The sequence below is a fragment of the Streptomyces bullii genome (assembly GCF_042657145.1).
Lineage (GTDB): Bacteria > Actinomycetota > Actinomycetes > Streptomycetales > Streptomycetaceae > Streptomyces > Streptomyces bullii.
This window is the reverse complement of the sequence record NZ_JBHSNY010000010.1, coordinates 422,397-442,453: the sequence shown is the minus strand read 5'-3', so window position 1 is coordinate 442,453 and position 20,057 is coordinate 422,397. Positions and strand designations below refer to the sequence as shown.

Here is a 20,057-nt window from a genome sequence, read left to right as displayed (position 1 = left end):
ACCCGGGACGTAGCAGAGCGTGAACTAGGCTCTGAGACGCCCGATCCGGAGTCCCGGCGGGCTTGCGTGTGCGGTGGGACGGGAGTGTGGCCCGTGACGGATCAGGCGGTGGACACAAGCGGCGTGCAGCTCTCCGGACAGCTGGTCGGGGAGAGTCGGTTCCTGGGCCGCACACGCGAGGTGAAGGAGCTGCGCGCCGACATCGAGCGCACCGGCCTGGACACCCTCGCCGGCCGCAAGGCCCCCCGCGCGCGGGTGCTGCTCATCGCCGGCCGGCCCGGCACCGGTCGCACCGCCCTCGCCGAGGAGCTGGTACGGCAGGTCGCCGACCGCTACCCCGACGGGGTGCTGCGGGCGCGGCTGAGCGAGCCGGACGGCACGCCCGTCCCCGTGGAGCGCGCCGCGCGGGACCTGCTGACCGCTCTGGACGTCACGGCCCCGGCCGGGGCCGCCGAGGACGACCTCACCGCCGAGCTGCGCACCGCGCTCGCCGACCGCAGGATCCTGCTGCTGCTCGACGACGCGGCCGACGCCGAGCAGGTCGGCGCCCTGCTGCCCGAGACCCCCGGCTGTCTGGTCGTCGCCGTCTCCCAGGGCCCGCTCACCGGGATCGCGGACGTCCGCCCGTGCACCCTGGGCGGCCTCGACACCAAGTCGGGGGTGGAGCTGCTGTCCCGGCACACCGGCTCGGTCCGCATCACCGTCGACCCCCGGTCCGCCGAGACTCTCGCCGAGGTGTGCCAGGGACAGCCCGCCGCGCTGATGCTGGCCGGCGGCTGGCTCGCTGCCCGGCCCAAGGCGGCCGTCTCCGACCTTGCCAAGCAACTGCGCGCCGAGGACGCCGAGGGCACACCGCTCAGCCGTGTCTTCCGGCTCGCCTACGCCTCGCTGCCCGGCAGCGCCGCCCGGATGCTGCGCCTGCTCTCGCTCGCCCCGGCCGGTCTGGTCGATCCGCAGATCGCCTCCGCGCTCACCGGCTGCTCGGTCGACAGCGCCCGCACCACCCTGGACGACCTCGTCGCCCTCGGCTTCCTGCACACGGCGGACTCGCAGCTGCCCGGGTACGAGGTGCCCGGCTGTCTGCACCCCATGCTGCGCCACCTCGCCCAGACCAAGGACAAACCCGCCGAGCTCCAGCTGGCCCGCGCCCGCATGCTGGAGCGGACCCTGCGGCTGCTGCAGTCCTGCCGGGCCATCACCGAGACCGACAGCCCGCAGGCCCGCGAGAAGCTCCTCACCCTGCCCAAGGCGCTGCGCTTCCCGAGCCCCCGGGCCGCCGCCGACTGGCTGCGCGTGCGCCGGCCCGCCCTGCTGGCCGCGGCCCGTCTCGCGGTCGCCGACGGGGAGCTGGACACCCTGGCCCGCCGGCTGATGTCCCAGCTGGTGCGGGCCATGGTCGCGCACGTCGGCACACAGGCCGCCGCGGCCGACCTGTACGGCATCCACAGCCTCGTCCTGGACGTGGCCGAGCGGCGCAAGCTGCCCCGCGAGAAGGCCGCCGCCCTGCTGAACCTCGGTGACCTCGACGCCCGCACCGGCCGCAACGCCGAGGCGCTGGCGCGCTACCGGGCCGCGCTGGACGCCGGGCGCGAGGCGAACGACCCGTACGCGACCGGCCGCGCGATGGAATCCGTAGGCGGCGCCCACCTGGAGCTCGGCGACTACGACCGGGCCGCCGACTGGTTCGGCCGGGCCCTGGTCGAGCGGCTCGCCCGGGACGAGCGCGCGGACGCCGCCCGGCTGTACGGCCGTATCGCCGCCGCCCACACCTACGCCGGGCGCTACGGCGAGGCGCTGCGCAACTGGCGGGCGGCCGTCGCCGGGTACCGCAAGACCGGTGATCTCGCCGCGCAGGCGCGGGCATTGAGCGAACTGGCGCGGGTCCAGGAGTACGCCGGGCGGCCCGAGGAGTCGCTGCGCACCTGCCGGGAGGCGGTGGAGTGGGCGCGGCGGGCGGAGGACACCCGGTTGCAGGCAGCTCTGCACCTGCGGGTCGCCGACACCCTGGACCACCTCGGCGACCCCGTGGCGGCCCGGCTGCACCGGGGCGCGGCCGACCGGCTGCTGGCAGAGGACCCCGTGGAGACCGCCCAGGACGACTCGGACCTGGAACAAGGAGCTAACGCCTGCGAAATCCGCAGCGCATCCGCTGAAGATTGATGCAATGAAAGGCTAGACAGCGGGAACGCCTTCATTAGACTGGCTCTGCCGCACGTTCTCCTGCGGTCTCTCCCGGTGTGCCCGTGTGTGCCCGGGTATGTGTAGTAATACCCCCATACCCTCTGAGCCAAGGACCGTGATCGACGTGAAGGTCGGCATTCCCCGCGAGGTCAAGAACAACGAGTTCCGGGTGGCCATCACCCCCGCCGGCGTGCACGAGCTGGTGCGCCACGGCCACCAGGTCGTCGTCGAGCGCGGCGCCGGGGTCGGCTCGTCGATCATCGACGACGAGTACGTCGCCGCCGGCGCCGAGATCCTGGACACGGCGGACGAGGTGTGGGCCGCCGCCGACCTGCTGCTGAAGGTCAAGGAGCCCATCGCCGAGGAGTACCACCGCCTCCGCAAGGACCAGATCCTCTTCACCTACCTGCACCTGGCCGCCTCCAAGGAGTGCACGGACGCCCTGCTGGAGTCCGGCACCACCGCCATCGCGTACGAGACGGTCGAGCTGCCCAGCCGCGCGCTCCCGCTGCTGGCCCCCATGTCCGAGGTCGCGGGCCGGCTGGCCCCGCAGGTCGGCGCCTATCACCTGATGCGCGCCAACGGCGGCCGCGGTGTGCTGCCGGGCGGCGTGCCGGGCGTCCCCCCGGCCAAGGCCGTCGTCATCGGCGGCGGCGTCTCCGGCTGGAACGCCACCCAGATCGCCGTCGGCATGGGCTTCGACGTCACCCTGCTCGACCGTGACATCAACAAACTGCGCGAGGCCGACAGGATCTTCGGCACGAAGGTCAAGGCCGTCATGTCCAACTCCTTCGAGCTCGAGAAGGCCGTCCTCGACGCCGACCTCGTCATCGGCGCCGTCCTCATCCCGGGCGCCAAGGCGCCGAAGCTGGTCACCAACGAGCTGGTCGCGCGGATGAAGCCGGGAAGTGTCCTTGTCGACATCGCGATCGACCAGGGCGGCTGCTTCGAGGACTCCCGCCCGACGACCCACGCCGAGCCGACCTTCCAGGTCCACGAGTCGGTCTTCTACTGCGTCGCCAACATGCCCGGCGCGGTGCCCAACACGTCGACGTACGCGCTGACCAATGCCACCCTGCCGTACATCGTCGAACTGGCCGACCACGGCTGGGTGGAGGCGCTGCGCCGCGACCCCGCCCTGGCCAAGGGCCTCAACACCCATGACGGCAAGGTCGTTTACCGCGAGGTCGCCGAGGCGCACGGTCTGGAGCACGTGGAGCTCGACTCGCTGCTCGGCTGACCGGCGGGATCAAGTCATCCGTAGGTAAAAGGCGATACGTCAACATCGCTCGTCAACGCCGCGTATCCGGCCGGACCTTGCCCGCAAGGTCCGGCCGGATGTGTGTATGGTCACTTCGCACCGCTCGGGCAACTCGCCTCGAACGCAACCCTTCAACCGATTCGCACACCGGTGAAACCTGCCGTGCGACGGCCGTACGCCCTTGACAGCGGGATGTTTCATTGCCGACACATCGGGCCGGGTCCGGCGGATTGTGTTGCTGCGGACCGCCGACACGCCATAGAGTCGCCAACCGTCGGCATGGTGCCACGCTGACCTGTCTAGAAGTTTCCTGGTCACCAAGGAGGTAAGACGACTTGTGAATGAGTCGACATTTACTCCCGGGGGTGGTCAACCAGGAATGCCTGCACGGGGCCAGGGCTCCGCGGGGTTCGAGGCTGTCGGCTCCGTCGCTGTGCGCACCTTCGCAGCCCACCAGAGTCAGCAGGCGACTCACACAGCACACCAGAAGATGGATGGCCATCACGTGAACGCCATGGCCGGCGACGGAAGTGGCGCGCCCCACAACCACTTCGCCGACTACGACGAACTGCCCGAGGGGCACTTCTACGACCCCGACGCGGAGTACGAGCCCGACCCCGAGTACGCGGCCACTCTCGCGCCCGACGCGGCCAGACAGCGCCGGGAGCGCATCGGCCCGACCGGACGTCCGCTGCCGTACTTCCCGATCCCGGGCCCTCTCACCGACCACGGCCCCGCGAAGATCATCGCGATGTGCAACCAGAAGGGCGGCGTCGGCAAGACGACGTCGACCATCAACCTGGGTGCCGCGCTCGCGGAGTACGGACGCCGTGTCCTCCTCGTGGACTTCGACCCGCAGGGCGCGCTGTCGGTCGGCCTCGGCGTCAATCCCATGGAGCTCGACCTCACCGTCTACAACCTGCTCATGGAGCGGGGCATGGCGGCCGACGAGGTGCTGCTGAAGACCGCGGTCCCCAACATGGACCTGCTGCCCAGCAACATCGACCTGTCGGCGGCCGAGGTCCAGTTGGTCTCCGAGGTCGCCCGCGAGTCGACGCTCCAGCGCGCGCTGAAGCCGCTGCTGCCCGACTACGACTACATCGTGATCGACTGCCAGCCCTCGCTCGGCCTGCTCACGGTCAACGCGCTGACGGCCGCCCACAAGGTGATCGTGCCCCTGGAGTGCGAGTTCTTCGCCCTCCGCGGTGTGGCGCTGCTGACCGAGACCATCGAGAAGGTCCAGGAGCGGCTCAACCCCGAGCTGGAGCTCGACGGCATCCTCGCCACGATGTACGACTCGCGCACGGTGCACAGCCGTGAGGTGCTCGCGCGTGTCGTCGAGGCCTTCGACGACCACGTGTACCACACGGTCATCGGTCGCACGGTCCGCTTCCCGGAGACCACGGTCGCCGGTGAGCCGATCACCACGTACGCCTCCAACTCCGTCGGTGCCGCCGCCTACCGCCAGCTCGCCAGGGAGGTGCTCGCCCGGTGTCACGCCGAGTGAGTCTGCCGGGGGCCGACGAACTCTTCCGTACGACAGGGGGAATGGCGCTGCAGCCGTCCACACCCAGGCGCCAGGCCAACGGCGACGCCCGGGTACCCGCTCCCGCCGGGGAGGGCGACGCGGCTGCGGCGCTCGAGGACGCCCCGCAGTCGGTGCCCGCGCAGGGCGGCGACGGCGAGGGCGCGGAGCACGTCGCAGCGGAGGCGGAGCCGGCCGAGGCCGGGGAGTCCCGCAGCCGGGGCGGGTCCGCGGAGCGCTCGGGACGGCGTCAGACGGCGCAGGAAGGTTCTGCCGCGACGCCGGCCGGTGCCGGCGCGTCCGGTGCCGCCGCGCCGCGCAAGCGCGGGCGGGCGGCCACGCGCCGCCCCAGCGGCCGGGAACGCCACGACGAGAAGATCACCGTGTACGTGTCCGCCGAGGAGCTCATGGACCTGGAGCACGCCCGACTCGTGCTCCGCGGCGAGCACGGGCTGGCCGTGGACCGCGGGCGGATCGTCCGCGAGGCCGTCGCCGTCGTCCTCGCCGACCTGGAGACCCGCGGGGACGCCAGCATCCTCGTACGACGGCTGCGCGGGCGGTAGGGGTAGCCTGCGGGGGCTATGACCTCGAACGGCTCCTCGGTCCCCCCTTCCGGCTCGGCCGGTCGTCGGCGTGCGCTGGGACGGGGTCCGGGCGCTTCGCGAGGTGAGCCGGTCGCGCCTGGCGCCGAGCCGGTGGCCGTAGCGTCGGCCGCGGAACCGGACGCGGCGCCTCCGTCTCCGGCGGCGGGACAGCGCGCCCAGGGTGACCACGCGGCGGGGCCGGTGGCGGCTCCGCCCGCGGCGTCCCCGGCCGGCCGGCCGACCGGGGCCGGCCGGCCGGAGGCCCGGGTGCGCGCGGCCGAGCAGCCCGAGGGCGTGGAGACGGACCCCGGATCGCCGGAGGACGCCGAGGAGGCCCCGGCCCGCCCGTTGCAGCCGGGGGAGGCCGGGACCGGGCGTCCCGGACCTGAAGAGTGCGGAACCGAGCGGCCGGACAGCGTCCGGGACGGCGTCGCAGGGCAGCCGGGGGAGGCGTTCGCGGCCGTCGTTGCCGAGTCGGTGTCCGGGGGCACGCCTGTCGAACCGCAGGTTCGCAGGGACCGGTTTGAGCCGGAGGGCCGGCAGGACCGGCCCGAGCCGCAGGTTTGGAGGGATCGGCCGGAGCCGGGGGTCCGGCAGGATCGCGCCGAGCAGGGTCGGTCCGAGCCGCAGGCGCGGCAGGGCCGGGCAGAGTCGGGGGCCCGGCAGGATCGGCCGGAGCCGGGGGTCCGGCACGATCGCGCCGAGCAGGGTCGGTCCGAGCTGCAGGCCCGGCAGGGCCGGGCAGAGCCGGGGGTTCGGCAGGATCGCGCCGAGCCGCACGTTCGGCGGGACCGGCCGGAGTCGGGGGCCCAGCAGGACCAGTTCGAGTCGGAATCCGCTGCCCGGCCGTCGGCCGGAGAAGGGGAGTCCCTCCACGCGCCCGCCCCCGCCGCCCCCGCCGCCCCAGACACCCCCGACGGGTCCGGTGCGTCCGGCGACGGTGTCTTCAAGGTTCGCCTGGCCAACTTCGAGGGTCCCTTCGATCTGCTGCTCCAGCTGATCTCCAGGCACAAGCTGGACGTCACCGAGGTCGCGCTGTCCAAGGTCACCGACGAGTTCATGGCGCACATCCGGGGCATGGGGCCGGACTGGGACCTCGACGAGACGACGGAGTTCCTCGTCGTCGCGGCCACGCTGCTCGACCTCAAGGCCGCCCGGCTGCTGCCGGCCGCCGAGGTGGAGGACGAGGGCGACCTGGCGTTGCTGGAGGCCCGGGACCTGCTGTTCGCGCGCCTGCTCCAGTACCGCGCGTACAAGCAGATCTCCGAGATCTTCAGCCACCGGCTGGACGAGGAGGCCCGGCGCTATCCCCGTACCGTCGGTCTCGAACCGCACCACGCCGATCTGCTGCCCGAGGTCGTCATCAGCATCGGGCCGGAGGGCTTCGCCCGGCTCGCCGTGAAGGCGATGCAGCCCAAGCCCAAGCCGCAGGTGTACGTCGACCACATCCACGCGCCGCTGGTCAGCGTGCAGGAGCAGGCCGGGATCGTGGTAGCCCGGCTGAGGGAGCTCGGCGAGGCCAGCTTCCGCACCCTCGTCCAGGACACCGACGACACCCTCACCGTCGTGGCCCGGTTCCTCGCGCTGCTGGAGCTGTACCGCGAGAAAGCCGTGGCGCTGGAGCAGGAGACCGCTCTCGGCGAACTGCTGGTGCGCTGGACCGGCGGGGACGGGGACGAGACGCCGACGGTCACCGACGAGTTCGACCGGCCGCCCGAGCAGCCCCAGGAGGAGAAGAAGTGAGCGAGCAGGCCACCGACGTCCCGGCCGGGCCGCGTTCCGTCGCCGGCCTCGATCTCAAACCCGCCCTGGAGGCGATGCTCATGGTCGTGGACGAGCCCGCGACCGAGGAGCACCTGGCGAAGATACTGGAGCGGCCCAGACGCCAGGTCGCGGACGCGCTGCGCGAGCTGGCCGACGAGTACACCGTGCAGGGGCGCGGCTTCGAGCTGCGCTTCGTCGCGGGCGGCTGGCGGTTCTACACGCGCTCCGCCTTCGCCGCGGCCGTCGAGCGGCTCGTCCTGGACGGCCAGACGGCCCGTCTCACCCAGGCCGCGCTGGAGACCCTCGCCGTGGTCGCCTACCGGCAGCCGGTCAGCCGCAGCCGGGTCTCCGCCGTCCGCGGAGTGAACTGCGACGGCGTGATGCGCACCCTCCTGCAGCGGGGTCTGGTCGAGGAGGCGGGCACGGAACCCGAAACAGGTGCGATCCTGTACAGGACGACGAACTACTTCCTGGAGCGGATGGGCCTGCGCGGTCTGGACGAGCTCCCCGAGCTCGCGCCCTTCCTCCCGGAGGCGGAGGCGATCGAGGCCGAGACCCAGGAGGGCGTACCGTCGTTCGACCCGGACGCGCCCGACGACGCGCCGGGCCGCCCGGTCACCCCGGGTACCGACGACGAAGACGACCAGACGGAACTTTGATGCGAAGCAGCGGCAGGAACGGCGGACACGGCGGGCGCGGCAACCACCGCGGTGCCGGCAACAACAGGGACGAAAAGCAGGGGCAGGGTCGCCCCCGCAAGCCCCGCCCCGAGGAGCGCCGCTACGACGTGGGCCCCGGGGCGACGAAGGACGGTCCGAAGGCGGGGCGCGGCGGCGCGGCCCGCGGCGGCGCCAAGGGCGGGCCCAAGCAGCCCCAGCAGCGCGGGCGTACGGCCCCGGCGCGGCCCCGCGAGTACGAGGCGCAGATCGAGGAGCGCAACCGCGAGCGGTATGCCGGCAAGAAGGAGGTCAAGCTCCCGAAGACCTTCCCCGGCGCCGAGCAGGAGGGCGAGCGGCTGCAGAAGGTCCTCGCGCGCGCGGGCTACGGCTCCCGGCGCGCCTGCGAGGAGCTGATCGAGCAGGCCCGCGTCGAGGTCAACGGCGAGATCGTCCTGGAGCAGGGCAAGCGGGTCGACCCGGAGAAGGACGAGATCAAGGTCGACGGACTGACCGTCGCCACCCAGCGCTACCAGTTCTTCGCGCTGAACAAGCCCGCCGGTGTCGTCTCGACGATGGAGGACCCCGAGGGACGCCAGTGCCTCGGGGACTACGTCACCAACCGCGAGACCCGGCTCTTCCACGTCGGCCGCCTCGACACCGAGACCGAGGGCGTCATCCTGCTCACCAACCACGGCGAGCTGGCGCACCGGCTGACCCACCCCAAGTACGGCGTGCGGAAGACCTACCTCGCGCACATCGTCGGCCCGATCCCGCGCGACCTGGGCAAGCAGCTCAAGGACGGGATCCAGCTGGAGGACGGCTACGCGCGCGCGGACCACTTCCGGGTCGTCGAGCAGACCGGCAAGAACTATCTGGTGGAGGTCACCCTCCACGAGGGCCGCAAGCACATCGTGCGCCGGATGCTGGCCGCGGCCGGCTTCCCGGTCGACAAGCTGGTGCGGGTCGCCTTCGGGCCGATCACCCTGGGCGACCAGAAGTCGGGCTGGCTGCGTCGGCTGTCCAACACCGAGGTCGGCATGCTGATGAAGGAAGTCGACCTTTAGGAACTCTTGAGCGCTCAGGGGGTTGAGCGCAGACCCCACCCCCTTTTATGGTCGTGCTGACTATAAAAGGGGGTGGAGGTCATGCGGGGCTACGACAAGTACGCCCACGAACCCTTCGCCGTCACCGTCGACCTCGCCGTGTTCACGCTCCGCGCCGGTGCGCTGCACGTGCTGCTCGTCGAGCGAGGGCAGGAGCCGTACGCGGGCCACTGGGCGCTGCCCGGCGGGTTCCTGCACCCGGACGAGTCCGCCGAGACGGCCGCCCGGCGTGAACTCGCCGAGGAGACCGGCCTGTCGGACGTCTCGGGACTGCATCTGGAGCAGCTGCGGACGTACAGCGAGCCCGGCCGCGACCCCCGGATGCGGGTCGTGTCCGTCGCCTTCACCGCCCTGCTGCCCGACGCGCCCGAGGCGCACGGCGGCAGCGACGCGGCGCAGGCCCGCTGGGTGCCGTACGACACGGCCGGGCCGCTCGCCTTCGACCACGACCGGATCCTGGCCGACGCCCACGAACGCGTCGGCGGCAAGCTCGAGTACACCTGCCTCGCCACGGCCTTCTGCCCGCCCGAGTTCACCCTCGGCGAGCTCCAGCAGGTCTACGAGACGGTGTGGGGCACGGCCCTCGACCGGCCCAACTTCCGCCGCAAGGTGCTCGCCACCCCGGGCTTCGTCGAGCCCCTTCCCGGCGCCGCGCGGCTGACCGGCGGCCGGGGCAAGCCCGCCGCGCTGTACCGCGCGGGCACCGCCGCCACCCTGCATCCGCCTCTGCTGCGACCGACCCGGGAAGGACGCCCCGCATGACCACCACCGTCCGCAAGCAAGCCGCCACCGGAGCGCTCACGGGCCTCGCCCTCGGGGACGCGCTCGGGTACCCGACCGAGTTCAGCGACGTGCCGACGATCCTCGCCACGTGCGGGCCGTGGCGCCGGACGGAACTGCCGACTCCGGCGATCGTCACCGACGACACGCAGATGACGCTGGCGCTGGGGCGGGGGCTCAGGTCGGCGATGGACCGGGGCGTGCTGGGTCCCGAGAACATGGCCGAGGCCGTGCGGCAGGAGTTCATCGCCTGGAACCGGTCCCCGGAGAACAACCGCGCCCCCGGCAACACCTGCATCCGGGCCTGCGGCCTGCTGGAGCGGGCGGACCGGCCCTGGCAGGAAGCCAGCCAGATCCACTCCAAGGGCTGCGGCGCCAACATGCGCGTCGCCCCCCTGGGCCTGATCCCCGGCCTGAGCGACGAACAGCGCGCGGGCGCCGCCCAGTTGCAGTCCGCCCTCACCCACGGGCATCCCACCGCGCTCGCCGCCTCCGACCTCACCGCGCACGCCGTACGGCTGCTCGCGCAGGGGGCCGAGCCGACCGGGCTGATCGGCCTGCTGCGCTCGTACGCCCTGGACAACCGCAGCCACTACCACCACCGATGGCTCGGTGACCTGTGGACCCGGGCCGAGGACCCGACGCCCGAGCAGTTCATCGCCCGGGGCTGGGACGAGTGCCTGGCCATCCTCGACCGGCTCCAGCGGGCCGTGCGGACCGTCTCGCCGGAGACCGACCCGTGCCTGGCCACCGGTGAGGGCTGGATCGCCGAGGAGGCGCTGGCGACCGGGCTGCTGTGCTTCCTGCTGTTCGTCGACGAACCGGTCACCGCGCTGCGCCGCGGCGCCTGCTCCTCCGGCGACTCCGACTCGATCGCCTGCCTGGCCGGTGCCTTCGCGGGCGCGTACCTCGGCGCGGACGCCTGGCCCACCGAGTGGGCCGACCGCGTCGAGTACCGGGGCGACCTGCTGGCCCTCGGAGCGCTCTGGGACGCTTGAGCGGTGATCGACGCCCTGGACATCGACCTGACGCCCGTGGTGGCCGAGCAGCCAGACCCGGTGCTGTTCGCCACCGTCTCCGGCGCCCACCTGTACGGCTTCCCGTCCCGCGACTCGGACGTGGACCTGCGGGGTGCGCACCTGCTGCCGACCGCCGCCCTGGTCGGTCTGCGCGAGCCGGAGGAGACGCGGTCGAAGATGTGGCTGCGGGACGGCGTCGAGATGGACCTGGTCACGCACGACCTGCGCAAGTTCGTACGGCTGATGCTGCGCCGCAACGGCTACGTGCTGGAGCAACTGCTCTCCCCGCTGGTCGTCCACACCACCGAAGCGCACCGCGAACTGGCCGCGCTCGCGCCCGGAGTCCTCACCCGTCACCACGCCCACCACTACCGGGGCTTCGCGACGACCCAGTGGCGGCTGTTCGACAGGACCGGGGAGCTGAAGCCGCTGCTGTACACCTTCCGTGTCCTGCTGACCGGCATCCACCTGATGCGCAGCGGTGAGGTGCAGGCCCACCTGCCGACGCTGCTGGAGCAGGTCGACGCCCCCGCCTATCTGCCGGAGCTGGTCGCCGCCAAGGCGGACCGTGAGCACGGGGCGGCCGATGTCGACCACGCGCGCGTGCGGGCCGACGTGGAGCGGCTGCACGGCGTGCTGGACGAGGCCCAGCAGGCGTCAGACCTGCCGGAGGCGCCCGCCGCCCACGACGCCCTGCACGACCTCGTGATCCGCGTCCGCCTGGAGGGCTGAGGCCCGGCGGGAGCGGGCCAGGAAGTCCTCCACGCGCCGCCGGTCCGGTTCCGCGGGGAGCGGGCTGCGCCCGGCGGCCTCCTCGGCCTCCAGCGCCAGGCGGGTCATCCGGGCGTCGACCTCCGGCCAGGGCACCTCGCCGCGTTTCACCGCGAGCAGCGGCCCGCGCCGGTCGCCGACGTCGACGGTGAGCGTGCCCGTGCGCAGCAGGTCACGCGCGGTCATCAGCAGCCGCAGCAAGTGCATCGCGTGCTTCCAGCGCGGGGCGCCGTGGTTGCGGACGTCCGCCTCCAGCTTGCGGCGCTGGCCGTGGGCGTAGCGGATGAACGTCTCGTGGACCCGGCGGGAGAGGAACGCCGAGCGCAGGGCCAGCAGCTCGCGGCCGGTGTCGTCGACGTACTCCACGAGCGGGGAGTGCAGGCACTCCAGGATGTTCGGATTGGCGCGCAGGGCCAGCTCGCAGAAGCGTTCCAGCTCCCAGCTGAACTGCTCCTCGCCCGGGCCCTCGACATGCGTCGGAGGCTTGTCGAAGCGCCAGAACAGGGGTGTCGGCGCGAGGAAGACGCCCCGCCTGTCCGTGTCGCTGCCGTCCGTAGCCAGACCGAAGGCGCGCGACCCCATGACACAGGCGTAGATCGTGTGGTCGCGTACCAGGGTCTCGGGCGTCTCGGGGCGCATGCCGGGGAGCGTACGCGGAGCATCACGCCAGGCGGATGGAATTTCCCTCCACCGCGATCTGCTTCTCGGGCAGCGGTCTGGTCGCGGGTCCCCGGGCCACCGAGCCGTCGGCGATACGGAACCGGCTGTTGTGGCACGTGCAGTTGATGGTGCCGTCGGCGACGGCGGCGACGAGGCAGTTCTGGTGGGTGCAGACCGCCGAGAAGGCCTTGAACTCGCCTTGCTCGGGCTGGGTCACGACGACCTTCTCCTCCTTGAAGATCCGGCCGCCGCCGACCGGGATGTCACCGGTCGTGGTGAGTTCCTGGCCGGGGGAGACGCTCGTGGCACCGTCGCCGTCGCCGTCGCCATCGCCGTCGCTGCCGCCGCCGCAGCCGGCGGTCGCCGCCGCCGCGCCTGCCGCGAGAAGAACCGTGCGTCGCGTCACGCTCTGGGTCATGGGGTGCATCTTGGCACTGAAACCGCCTGAGAAGAAGAAACCGCGACTAAATCCCCCAAAAGGGACCTGGTGTCCTCCGGTGGCCCGCTCCACGCCTGCCCCATGTCCCTGTCCCGTCCCCCTGTCTCAGCGGGCGGGCGCGGTGCAACGCCGCAGCGCGCGCTGACTACGCTGGACGCACACGCGAGACACACGCACGTCAGCAAGGAGCAACGCCGTGGCGGTACGAGCGGTCCGGGGCGCCGTCCAACTGGAGCGGGACGAGGCCGGCCACATGGACGAGCAGGTCGGCGCCCTGCTCACGGCCATCCTGGAACGCAACGAGCTCACCGCGGACGACCTGATCAGCATCTGGTTCACGGCCACGCCCGACCTGCACAGCGACTTCCCGGCGGCCGCGGCCCGCAAGCTCGGCATCGTCGACGTGCCCCTGATCTGCGCGCAGGAACTGGACATCGACGGCGCCATGCCCCGCGTCGTCCGGGTCCTCGCGCACATCGAGTCCGACCGGCCCCGCGCCGACATCGCCCACGTCTACCTCGGCGCCGCGGCCGCCCTGCGCAAGGACATCGCCCAGTGAGAACCGCACTCGTCATCGGCACCGGCCTCATCGGCACCTCGGCCGCCCTCGCCCTCACCCAGCGGGGCGTCGTCGTCCACCTCGCCGACCACGACCCGGAGCAGGCCCGTACCGCGGCCGCGCTCGGCGCCGGCACGGACGAGGCGCCCGACGGGCCCGTGGACCTCGCGCTCGTCGCCGCGCCGCCCGCGCACGTGGCCGACGTGCTGGCCGACGCCATGCGCCGCGGTGTGGCCCGCGGCTACGCCGACGTCGCCAGCGTCAAGGGCGGCCCGCGCCGGGAGCTGGAGGCGCGCGGGATCGACCTGGCGGCGTACATCGGCACGCACCCCATGTCCGGCCGGGAGAAGTCCGGCCCGCTGGCCGCCACCGGAGACCTCTTCGAGGGCCGCCCCTGGGTGCTGACCCCGACCCGGGAAACCGACACCGAGGTGCTGAACCTCGCCCTGGAACTGGTCTCCCACTGCCGTGCCGTGCCGGTCGTCATGGATGCCGACGCCCACGACCGAGCCGTCGCCCTCGTCTCCCACATGCCCCACCTGGTCTCCAGCATGGTCGCCGCGCGCCTGGAGCACGCCGAGGAGGCGGCCGTACGGCTGTGCGGGCAGGGCATCCGGGACGTGACGCGGATCGCCGCCTCCGACCCCGGGATGTGGATCGACATCCTCTCCGCGAACCCCGGGCCGGTCGCCGACCTGCTCACCGACGTCGCCGCCGACCTGGAGGAGACCGTGCGGGCACTGCGCGCCCTGCAGTCCTCCGACGAGGACAAGCGCCGCGAGGGCACCACCGGCATCGAGGACGTGCTGCGCCGCGGCAACGCCGGCCAGGTCCGGGTCCCCGGCAAGCACGGGTCGGCTCCGCGGGCCTACGAGGTCGTGGCGGTCCTCATCGACGACCAGCCGGGCCAGCTGGCCCGCATCTTCGCGGATGCGGGGGCGGCCGGCGTCAACATCGAGGACGTGCGGATCGAGCACGCCACGGGCCAGCAGGCCGGTCTCGTGCAGCTCATGGTCGAGCCGAAGGCGGTGCCGGTACTCACCGCTGCGCTGCGGGAGAGGGGCTGGGCGATCCGGCAGTAGCGGGGGCACGGCGCCGGGCTGGGCCGATCGGGGGACGCGCACCCAGTAACCTTGTGCAGGGCAGTCGCGCCCCCACTCCCGCCAGTCGGTCCAGGAAGGTACCCCACTGTGGAAAGCGCCACGCCAGTGATTGTCGCCATCGACGGCCCCGCCGGCACCGGCAAGTCGAGCACGTCGAAGGCCGTGGCGGCCCAGCTCGGCCTGAGCTACCTGGACACCGGCGCCCAGTACCGGGCGATCACCTGGTGGATGGTGAACAACGGCATCGACATCGACGACCCCGCTGCGATCGCCGCCGCGGCCGGCAAGCCCGAGATAGTGTCCGGCACCGACCCCGCCAACCCGGCCATCACGGTCGACGGCGTCGACGTCTCCGCCCCCATCCGCACCCAGGAGGTCTCCTCCAAGGTGAGCGCGGTCAGCGCGGTGCCCGAGGTGCGGACCCGGATCACCGAGCTGCAGCGGTCCATCGCGGCCTCCGCCGAGAAGGGCATCGTCGTCGAGGGCCGCGACATCGGGACGACCGTGCTGCCCGACGCCGACCTGAAGATCTTCCTCACCGCCTCCCCGGAGGCCCGCGCCGCCCGCCGCAGCGGCGAGCTGAAGGGCGCCGACGTCCACGCCACCCGCGAGGCGCTGATCAAGCGGGACGCGGCCGACTCCAGCCGCAAGACCTCCCCGCTCGCCAAGGCGGACGACGCCGTCGAGGTGGACACCACCGACCTGACGCTGGCGCAGGTCATCGAGTGCGTCGTCACCCTCGTCGAGGAGAAGCGGGCCGGGAAGTGACCGAGCCGTCCCTGCCGTCGCAGAAGGGCGCCGAGGTCGGGCGGCGCATCGGCGTCGGCCTGATGTACGGGCTGTGGAAGCCGCGCGTGCTCGGCGCCTGGAAGGTGCCCGCGACCGGCCCGCTGATCCTCGCCGTCAACCACTCCCACAACATCGACGGCCCGATGGTCATGGGCGTGGCCCCCCGGCCGACGCACTTCCTGATCAAGAAGGAGGCGTTCGTCGGCCCGCTCGACCCGTTCCTGACCCGCATCGGCCAGCTGAAGGTGGACCGCGAGACCACCGACCGCACCGCCATCACCCGGGCGCTGGGCGTGCTGGAGAACGGCGGAGTCCTCGGGATATTCCCCGAGGGCACCAGGGGCGGGGGCGACTTCGCCTCGCTGCGCGCCGGGCTCGCCTACTTCGCCGTACGCAGCGGCGCGCCGATCGTCCCGGTCGCCGTCCTGGGAAGTTCCGAGCGGCGAGGACGGTTGATAAAGGGGCTGCCTCCGCTGCGGTCCCGGGTCGACGTCGTCTTCGGGGACCCCTTCGAGGCGGGTGACGGCAGCGGACGGCGGACGCGCAAGGCGCTGGACGAGGCGACCGAACGCATCCAGAAGCAGCTCACCGCGCACCTGCAGCACGCCGGACGGCTCACCGGCCGCCGCCCGGACCCCGGCGTCTGACGGCGCCGGAAAACGCCGGGCGGCCGACCGGGCGCCGGGCGACACTGAGTAGTGGATCACCACCCGACAACGGCCGGTGCTCCACCGACCACCACGATGAACGACGAGGTACGGACTTCATGAACGACCACATCCAGCCCGACGGCTCGGACGCGCACGAAGGCGCGCACGAGCACGACCACGGGGCTCTCGGCGACGCCGAGTACGCGGAGTTCATGGAGCTCGCCGCGGAAGAGGGCTTCGACCGCGCGGACGTCGAGGGCGCCATCGAGGCGGCCGGGCACGGCCCGCTGCCCGTCGTCGCCGTCGTCGGCCGCCCCAATGTCGGCAAGTCGACTCTGGTGAACCGCATCATCGGCCGCCGTGAGGCGGTCGTCGAGGACAAGCCGGGCGTCACCCGCGACCGCGTCACCTATGAGGCCGAGTGGGCGGGCCGCCGCTTCAAGGTCGTCGACACCGGCGGCTGGGAGCAGGACGTCCTCGGCATCGACGCCTCCGTCGCCGCGCAGGCCGAGTACGCCATCGAGGCCGCCGACGCGGTCGTCTTCGTCGTCGACGCCAAGGTCGGCGCCACCGACACCGACGAGGCGGTCGTACGACTGCTGCGCAAGGCCGGCAAGCCGGTCGTGCTGTGCGCCAACAAGGTGGACGGCCCGAGCGGCGAGGCCGACGCCGCGTACCTGTGGTCGCTGGGCCTGGGTGAGCCGTACCCGGTCTCGGCGCTGCACGGACGCGGCACCGGCGACATGCTCGACCAGGTCCTGGAGGTCCTGCCCGAGGCGCCGCGCGAGTCGTTCGGCGCGGGCGGCCTCGGCGGTCCGCGGCGCGTGGCCCTCATCGGCCGCCCGAACGTCGGCAAGTCCTCGCTGCTGAACAAGGTGGCCGGCGAGGAGCGCGTCGTCGTCGACGAACTCGCGGGCACCACCCGCGACCCGGTCGACGAGCTCATCGAACTGGGCGGCGTCACCTGGAAGTTCGTCGACACGGCGGGCATCCGCAAGCGCGTCCACCTCCAGCAGGGCGCCGACTACTACGCCTCGCTGCGCACCGCGGCGGCGGTGGAGAAGGCCGAGGTGGCGGTCGTCCTGATCGACGCCTCCGAGTCCATCTCGGTGCAGGACCAGCGCATCATCACCATGGCCGTCGAGGCGGGCCGCGCGCTGGTCCTCGCGTTCAACAAGTGGGACACCCTCGACGAGGAGCGCCGCTTCTACCTGGAGCGGGAGATCGAGACCGAGCTCGGCCAGGTCTCCTGGGCGCCGCGGGTGAACGTCTCGGCGCGCACCGGGCGGCACATGGAGAAGCTGGTCCCGGCGATCGAGACGGCCCTGGCCGGCTGGGAGACCCGCGTGCCGACGGGCCGGCTGAACGCCTTCCTCGGTGAACTGGTCGCCGCCCACCCGCACCCGATCCGGGGCGGCAAGCAGCCGCGCATCCTGTTCGGCACCCAGGCGGGCACCAAGCCCCCGCGGTTCGTCCTCTTCGCCTCCGGCTTCATCGAGGCGGGCTACCGGCGCTTCATCGAGCGCCGGCTGCGCGAGGAGTTCGGCTTCGAGGGAACGCCGATCCACATCTCGGTGCGGGTGCGCGAGAAGCGCGGCGCGAAGAAGAAGTGACAGAAGGGCGGCCCCCCGCAGGGGCCGCCCTTCCGCGTGCAGGCCGGTCAGAGGCCGCCGCGCCGGGCCGGCGGCAGCGCGGGCGGCACATGATGCGTCCCCGTGCCCTGCGGGCCGATGGTCCCGACGCGCTGCCACTGCGGCTGATGGCCGGTGCTGTGCCGGGCGCTGTGCGCCCCCGCGCTGTAGGCGCTGTACGAGCCGCCGTACGTCCCCGAGCCGTGGCCGCCGTAGGAGCCCGTACTGTGCGGGATGTTCCCGAAGGCGGTGAAGCCCAGCTTCTCCTCGCCGCTGCGATCGCCGGGCAGCGCGCGGAAGGACTCGACGTACTCGGCGTAGAGCGCGTCGTAGATCGGCGTGGCCGATGGGCCGCCCTGGGAGTCCTGGGCGGGGCGCGCGGAGGGCACCGGCACGAAGGACTGGCGGCGGGGAACGTCGTATGCGTGCACGTATGTCCAAACGATCCCGATCCGGAAGAGATGCGGCTGGACAGCACTCCAAAAGGGCGCGGAGGAACCGCGGAGCAGCAGCGACGGCCTCGCGGCCGCCGGACGGGCCACGGCGCCCTTGCCGGAGGTGCTCTCAGGTCCCGGCGAGTGGCAGCGCGGCACCGACCAGCTGCCCGTTGGCCGCCGCCTTGTCCAGGGCGTCCCGCAGCAGGTCCTCACGCGGCTGACGCCCGATCGACCCCACCGGCGCCGCGAACAGCAGCACCTGCTGATGCTTGTTGGCGGCCGTGCGCCAGCCGTCCGTGACCTGGAGCGGCTGGTGCGCCTGCCACCAGGCCACCGGCCGGCCGCCGTCCGCGCCGGGCTGGAGCACGGCGTGCAGCTGGCCCACGGCGAGCAGCACGGACCAGCCGTGGAGCACCGGCGGTACGGCGGACAGCTCGCTCAGCGGCATGAAGCCCTGCTCGATGAGCAGCGGCAGGAAGTCGTCGCCGCCGCCGGTCGCGCCGGGCCGCGCGATGGGCGAGGTCGGCTCGACGACCAGGGCCGGGTGCAACTCCCCGGAGATCAGGACCAGTCCGCTGGTCACCCCGAGCACGGCCTGCTCGGGCGCGACCCTCTCGGGCTCCAGCTCGGCGCTGCCGCCGGAGATGGACCGCACGGCGCCCTGCAACTGCTCCTCGGTGACCTTGACGACCTGTGAGGGCAGGCAGCCGGCGTGGGCGAAGGCGAGGACGGCGGTCTCGTCCCCGATGAACAGGACGGTGCTGGTGCGCTCCTGCTCGCAGTCGCCCGGGGTGCGGCAGGACGTGCAGTCGTAACTGCCCGGGGCGGTCTCTCCGGCGAGCAGGCGGTCGGCTTCTTCATCGCCGATCTCGGCGCGTACCTCGTCGCTGACGTCGAGCATGCGCGGCACGGGTGGCTCCCTCGGGATGCGTGCGTGACGAGGCCGGGTGGCTCCCGGCCCGTGGTCCGGGTGGGTCCCCGGCTCATGAAGAAGACAACGGCGATCTGTGGCGGGAGTCACGCCTTCCGGCGAACGGAATCGCACCATCCTGCGCGCAGGGTCACGCACACTCCGGAATCGGGCACTCACCGTCAACTCCCCCGGCCGTCAACGGCGTTGAACAGGTGAAGTGAGTCACAGATCGCCGAGGTCACGGGACGACAAATCCGGAAATCAGCGAATGAAGTGGGTGTCCGGAAATCGCTGATACCGGTGGTAACGGCAAACTGGCCTCGGATGACAAGGAGTTGCTTGATACCGGCCGGGCGGGCTCCCTACATTCCTCCGCCGTGTGCAACGAGCACCGCTCGGGTACGTCCGCCGGCCGCGCGTCGTCTTCGGCGCCTGCTCACCGCACGACCCTTCGGCGGACGGGGCGAGCGCGACTCACGCGTCCGTGCGCGGCGAGTGGCGTCCCGCCTCGGGGGACCCCGAGCTGTTCGAGAGGGAACTACATGTCCGAATGTGCCGAGAACACTCGCGACAGCGCTCGGAAGACGCAGGCGCGTACGGCGGCGGTCCTCGCCGGGGCGGCACTGCTCGCGCCCCTCGGACTGCTGGCCGCCACCGGCGACGCCGCGGCGGCGGACAGCGGAGTGTGGGACCGCATCGCCCAGTGCGAGAGCGGCGGCAACTGGCACATCAGCACCGGTAACGGCTACTACGGCGGACTCCAGTTCTCCGCCTCCACCTGGCGCGCGTACGGCGGCACGGCCTACGCGCCGACCGCCGACCAGGCGACCAAGGAACAGCAGATCACCGTCGCCGCGAAGGTCCAGCGCGCACAGGGGTGGGGCGCGTGGCCGACCTGCTCGGCACGCGCCGGGGCGTACGGGAGCGCACCCGCGGCCGGCGGGTCCGGCTCCGTCACCACCGAGGCGGCACCGGCGAAGCCGTCGACGGCGCCCGCGCGCTCGCCGGGGCACACCGACCGCGGCTCGTCGCGCGGCGACTACACCGTCCGTGCGGGCGACACGCTGAGCGGCATCGCCGCCCGGCACGGCACCACCTGGGAGCGTCTGTACGCGGCCAACAAGGCCGTCATCGGCGGCGATCCGAACGTGATCGTGCCCGGCCAGCGTCTCGAGATCTAGGCCGCCCGCCGCCGCGTCGGGCCCCGCTCGGTCCGTCCGGGCGGGGCC

At 72.6% G+C, this 20,057-nt stretch carries 19 protein-coding genes and 1 pseudogene; 16 read left to right on the top strand and 4 right to left on the bottom strand.

All coding sequences use genetic code 11. The annotated features are described in order from the left end of the window. Positions 1 to 93 precede the first annotated feature (93 nt). The 10 genes and pseudogenes from ACFPZJ_RS29195 to ACFPZJ_RS29150 all read left to right on the top strand — a co-directional run bounded on the left by ACFPZJ_RS29195 (position 94) and on the right by ACFPZJ_RS29150 (position 11,608). Positions 94 to 2,160, top strand: a complete 2,067-nt coding sequence (locus ACFPZJ_RS29195) for a tetratricopeptide repeat protein (protein ID WP_381027649.1) — start codon at positions 94 to 96, stop codon at positions 2,158 to 2,160. A 136-nt stretch (positions 2,161 to 2,296) separates the two neighbouring features. Then, entirely contained in the window at positions 2,297 to 3,421 is a 1,125-nt protein-coding gene (gene ald, locus ACFPZJ_RS29190) for an alanine dehydrogenase (protein WP_381027647.1), read from the top strand. A 400-nt stretch (positions 3,422 to 3,821) separates the two neighbouring features. Continuing rightward, entirely contained in the window at positions 3,822 to 4,949 is a 1,128-nt protein-coding gene (locus ACFPZJ_RS29185) for a ParA family protein (RefSeq protein WP_381027644.1), read from the top strand. Further along, positions 4,934 to 5,530: a hypothetical protein gene (locus ACFPZJ_RS29180; RefSeq protein WP_381027641.1), complete on the top strand. Its 597-nt coding sequence runs from the start codon at positions 4,934 to 4,936 to the stop codon at positions 5,528 to 5,530. Before ACFPZJ_RS29185 ends, ACFPZJ_RS29180 begins: the two co-directional genes overlap by 16 nt. A gap of 951 nt (positions 5,531 to 6,481) precedes the next feature. Next, positions 6,482 to 7,294 (top strand): annotated as a pseudogene (locus ACFPZJ_RS29175) (segregation and condensation protein A); the annotation flags it as partial. Further along, positions 7,291 to 7,974: an SMC-Scp complex subunit ScpB gene (gene scpB / locus ACFPZJ_RS29170; RefSeq protein ID WP_381027639.1), complete on the top strand. Its 684-nt coding sequence runs from the start codon at positions 7,291 to 7,293 to the stop codon at positions 7,972 to 7,974. The pseudogene ACFPZJ_RS29175 and the gene scpB, both read left to right, overlap by 4 nt. Further along, positions 7,974 to 9,038, top strand: coding sequence for a pseudouridine synthase (locus tag ACFPZJ_RS29165; protein ID WP_381027636.1), 1,065 nt, complete (start codon positions 7,974 to 7,976; stop codon positions 9,036 to 9,038). Before scpB ends, ACFPZJ_RS29165 begins: the two co-directional genes overlap by 1 nt. Before the next feature lie 81 nt (positions 9,039 to 9,119). Beyond that, the gene (locus ACFPZJ_RS29160) at positions 9,120 to 9,839 is read left to right on the top strand and encodes an NUDIX hydrolase (RefSeq protein ID WP_381027633.1); all 720 of its coding nucleotides are present in this window, start codon (positions 9,120 to 9,122) and stop codon (positions 9,837 to 9,839) included. After that, entirely contained in the window at positions 9,836 to 10,855 is a 1,020-nt protein-coding gene (locus tag ACFPZJ_RS29155) for an ADP-ribosylglycohydrolase family protein (protein WP_381027630.1), read from the top strand. The genes ACFPZJ_RS29160 and ACFPZJ_RS29155 overlap by 4 nt, the downstream gene beginning before the upstream one ends. 3 nt (positions 10,856 to 10,858) lie before the next feature. Continuing rightward, the gene (locus ACFPZJ_RS29150; RefSeq protein ID WP_381027627.1) at positions 10,859 to 11,608 is read left to right on the top strand and encodes a nucleotidyltransferase domain-containing protein; all 750 of its coding nucleotides are present in this window, start codon (positions 10,859 to 10,861) and stop codon (positions 11,606 to 11,608) included. On the opposite strand, the gene ACFPZJ_RS29145 is transcribed toward ACFPZJ_RS29150, so the two are convergent. Further along, the gene (locus ACFPZJ_RS29145) at positions 11,534 to 12,286 is read right to left on the bottom strand and encodes a nucleotidyltransferase domain-containing protein (RefSeq protein WP_381027624.1); all 753 of its coding nucleotides are present in this window, start codon (positions 12,284 to 12,286) and stop codon (positions 11,534 to 11,536) included. The genes ACFPZJ_RS29150 and ACFPZJ_RS29145 overlap by 75 nt on opposite strands. 22 nt (positions 12,287 to 12,308) lie before the next feature. Further along, a complete protein-coding gene (locus ACFPZJ_RS29140) occupies positions 12,309 to 12,725 on the bottom strand; it encodes a Rieske (2Fe-2S) protein (RefSeq protein ID WP_381027621.1) in 417 nt (138 codons plus the stop codon). Between the two features lie 217 nt (positions 12,726 to 12,942). Between ACFPZJ_RS29140 and aroH the strand changes: the two genes are divergently transcribed. From aroH to der, 5 genes are all read left to right on the top strand, one after another. Beyond that, entirely contained in the window at positions 12,943 to 13,305 is a 363-nt protein-coding gene (gene aroH / locus ACFPZJ_RS29135) for a chorismate mutase (protein WP_381027618.1), read from the top strand. Then, complete coding sequence (locus tag ACFPZJ_RS29130; protein WP_381027615.1) at positions 13,302 to 14,387, top strand: prephenate dehydrogenase; 1,086 nt, start codon at positions 13,302 to 13,304, stop codon at positions 14,385 to 14,387. Before aroH ends, ACFPZJ_RS29130 begins: the two co-directional genes overlap by 4 nt. Before the next feature lie 108 nt (positions 14,388 to 14,495). Beyond that, positions 14,496 to 15,176: a (d)CMP kinase gene (gene cmk / locus ACFPZJ_RS29125; protein WP_381027612.1), complete on the top strand. Its 681-nt coding sequence runs from the start codon at positions 14,496 to 14,498 to the stop codon at positions 15,174 to 15,176. Continuing rightward, on the top strand, positions 15,134 to 15,844 hold the full coding sequence (locus ACFPZJ_RS29120; RefSeq protein ID WP_381027609.1) for a lysophospholipid acyltransferase family protein: 711 nt from the start codon (positions 15,134 to 15,136) through the stop codon (positions 15,842 to 15,844). The genes cmk and ACFPZJ_RS29120 overlap by 43 nt, the downstream gene beginning before the upstream one ends. A gap of 119 nt (positions 15,845 to 15,963) precedes the next feature. Next, complete coding sequence (der, locus tag ACFPZJ_RS29115) at positions 15,964 to 17,460, top strand: ribosome biogenesis GTPase Der (protein WP_381027606.1); 1,497 nt, start codon at positions 15,964 to 15,966, stop codon at positions 17,458 to 17,460. Positions 17,461 to 17,507: 47 nt separating this feature from the next. Here der and ACFPZJ_RS29110 read toward each other — a convergent pair whose 3' ends face one another. Next, positions 17,508 to 17,909, bottom strand: a complete 402-nt coding sequence (locus ACFPZJ_RS29110) for a hypothetical protein (RefSeq protein WP_381027603.1) — start codon at positions 17,907 to 17,909, stop codon at positions 17,508 to 17,510. Between the two features lie 133 nt (positions 17,910 to 18,042). Next, entirely contained in the window at positions 18,043 to 18,825 is a 783-nt protein-coding gene (locus ACFPZJ_RS29105) for a hypothetical protein (RefSeq protein ID WP_381027600.1), read from the bottom strand. Between the two features lie 545 nt (positions 18,826 to 19,370). On the opposite strand from ACFPZJ_RS29105, the gene ACFPZJ_RS29100 reads away from it, so the two are divergent. Continuing rightward, positions 19,371 to 20,009: a LysM peptidoglycan-binding domain-containing protein gene (locus tag ACFPZJ_RS29100; RefSeq protein WP_381027597.1), complete on the top strand. Its 639-nt coding sequence runs from the start codon at positions 19,371 to 19,373 to the stop codon at positions 20,007 to 20,009. The last annotated feature ends 48 nt before the right edge of the window (positions 20,010 to 20,057 follow it).

Coding starts and splice junctions, on each gene's coding strand:
- ACFPZJ_RS29140 (WP_381027621.1), bottom strand. CDS start 12,725: ATGACCCAGAGCGTGACGCGACGCACGGTTCTTCTCGCGGCAGGCGCG.
- ACFPZJ_RS29145 (WP_381027624.1), bottom strand. CDS start 12,286: ATGCGCCCCGAGACGCCCGAGACCCTGGTACGCGACCACACGATCTAC.
- ACFPZJ_RS29185 (WP_381027644.1), top strand. CDS start 3,822: ATGCCTGCACGGGGCCAGGGCTCCGCGGGGTTCGAGGCTGTCGGCTCC.
- ACFPZJ_RS29100 (WP_381027597.1), top strand. CDS start 19,371: ATGTCCGAATGTGCCGAGAACACTCGCGACAGCGCTCGGAAGACGCAG.
- ACFPZJ_RS29160 (WP_381027633.1), top strand. CDS start 9,120: ATGCGGGGCTACGACAAGTACGCCCACGAACCCTTCGCCGTCACCGTC.
- der (WP_381027606.1), top strand. CDS start 15,964: ATGAACGACCACATCCAGCCCGACGGCTCGGACGCGCACGAAGGCGCG.
- ACFPZJ_RS29155 (WP_381027630.1), top strand. CDS start 9,836: ATGACCACCACCGTCCGCAAGCAAGCCGCCACCGGAGCGCTCACGGGC.
- ACFPZJ_RS29165 (WP_381027636.1), top strand. CDS start 7,974: ATGCGAAGCAGCGGCAGGAACGGCGGACACGGCGGGCGCGGCAACCAC.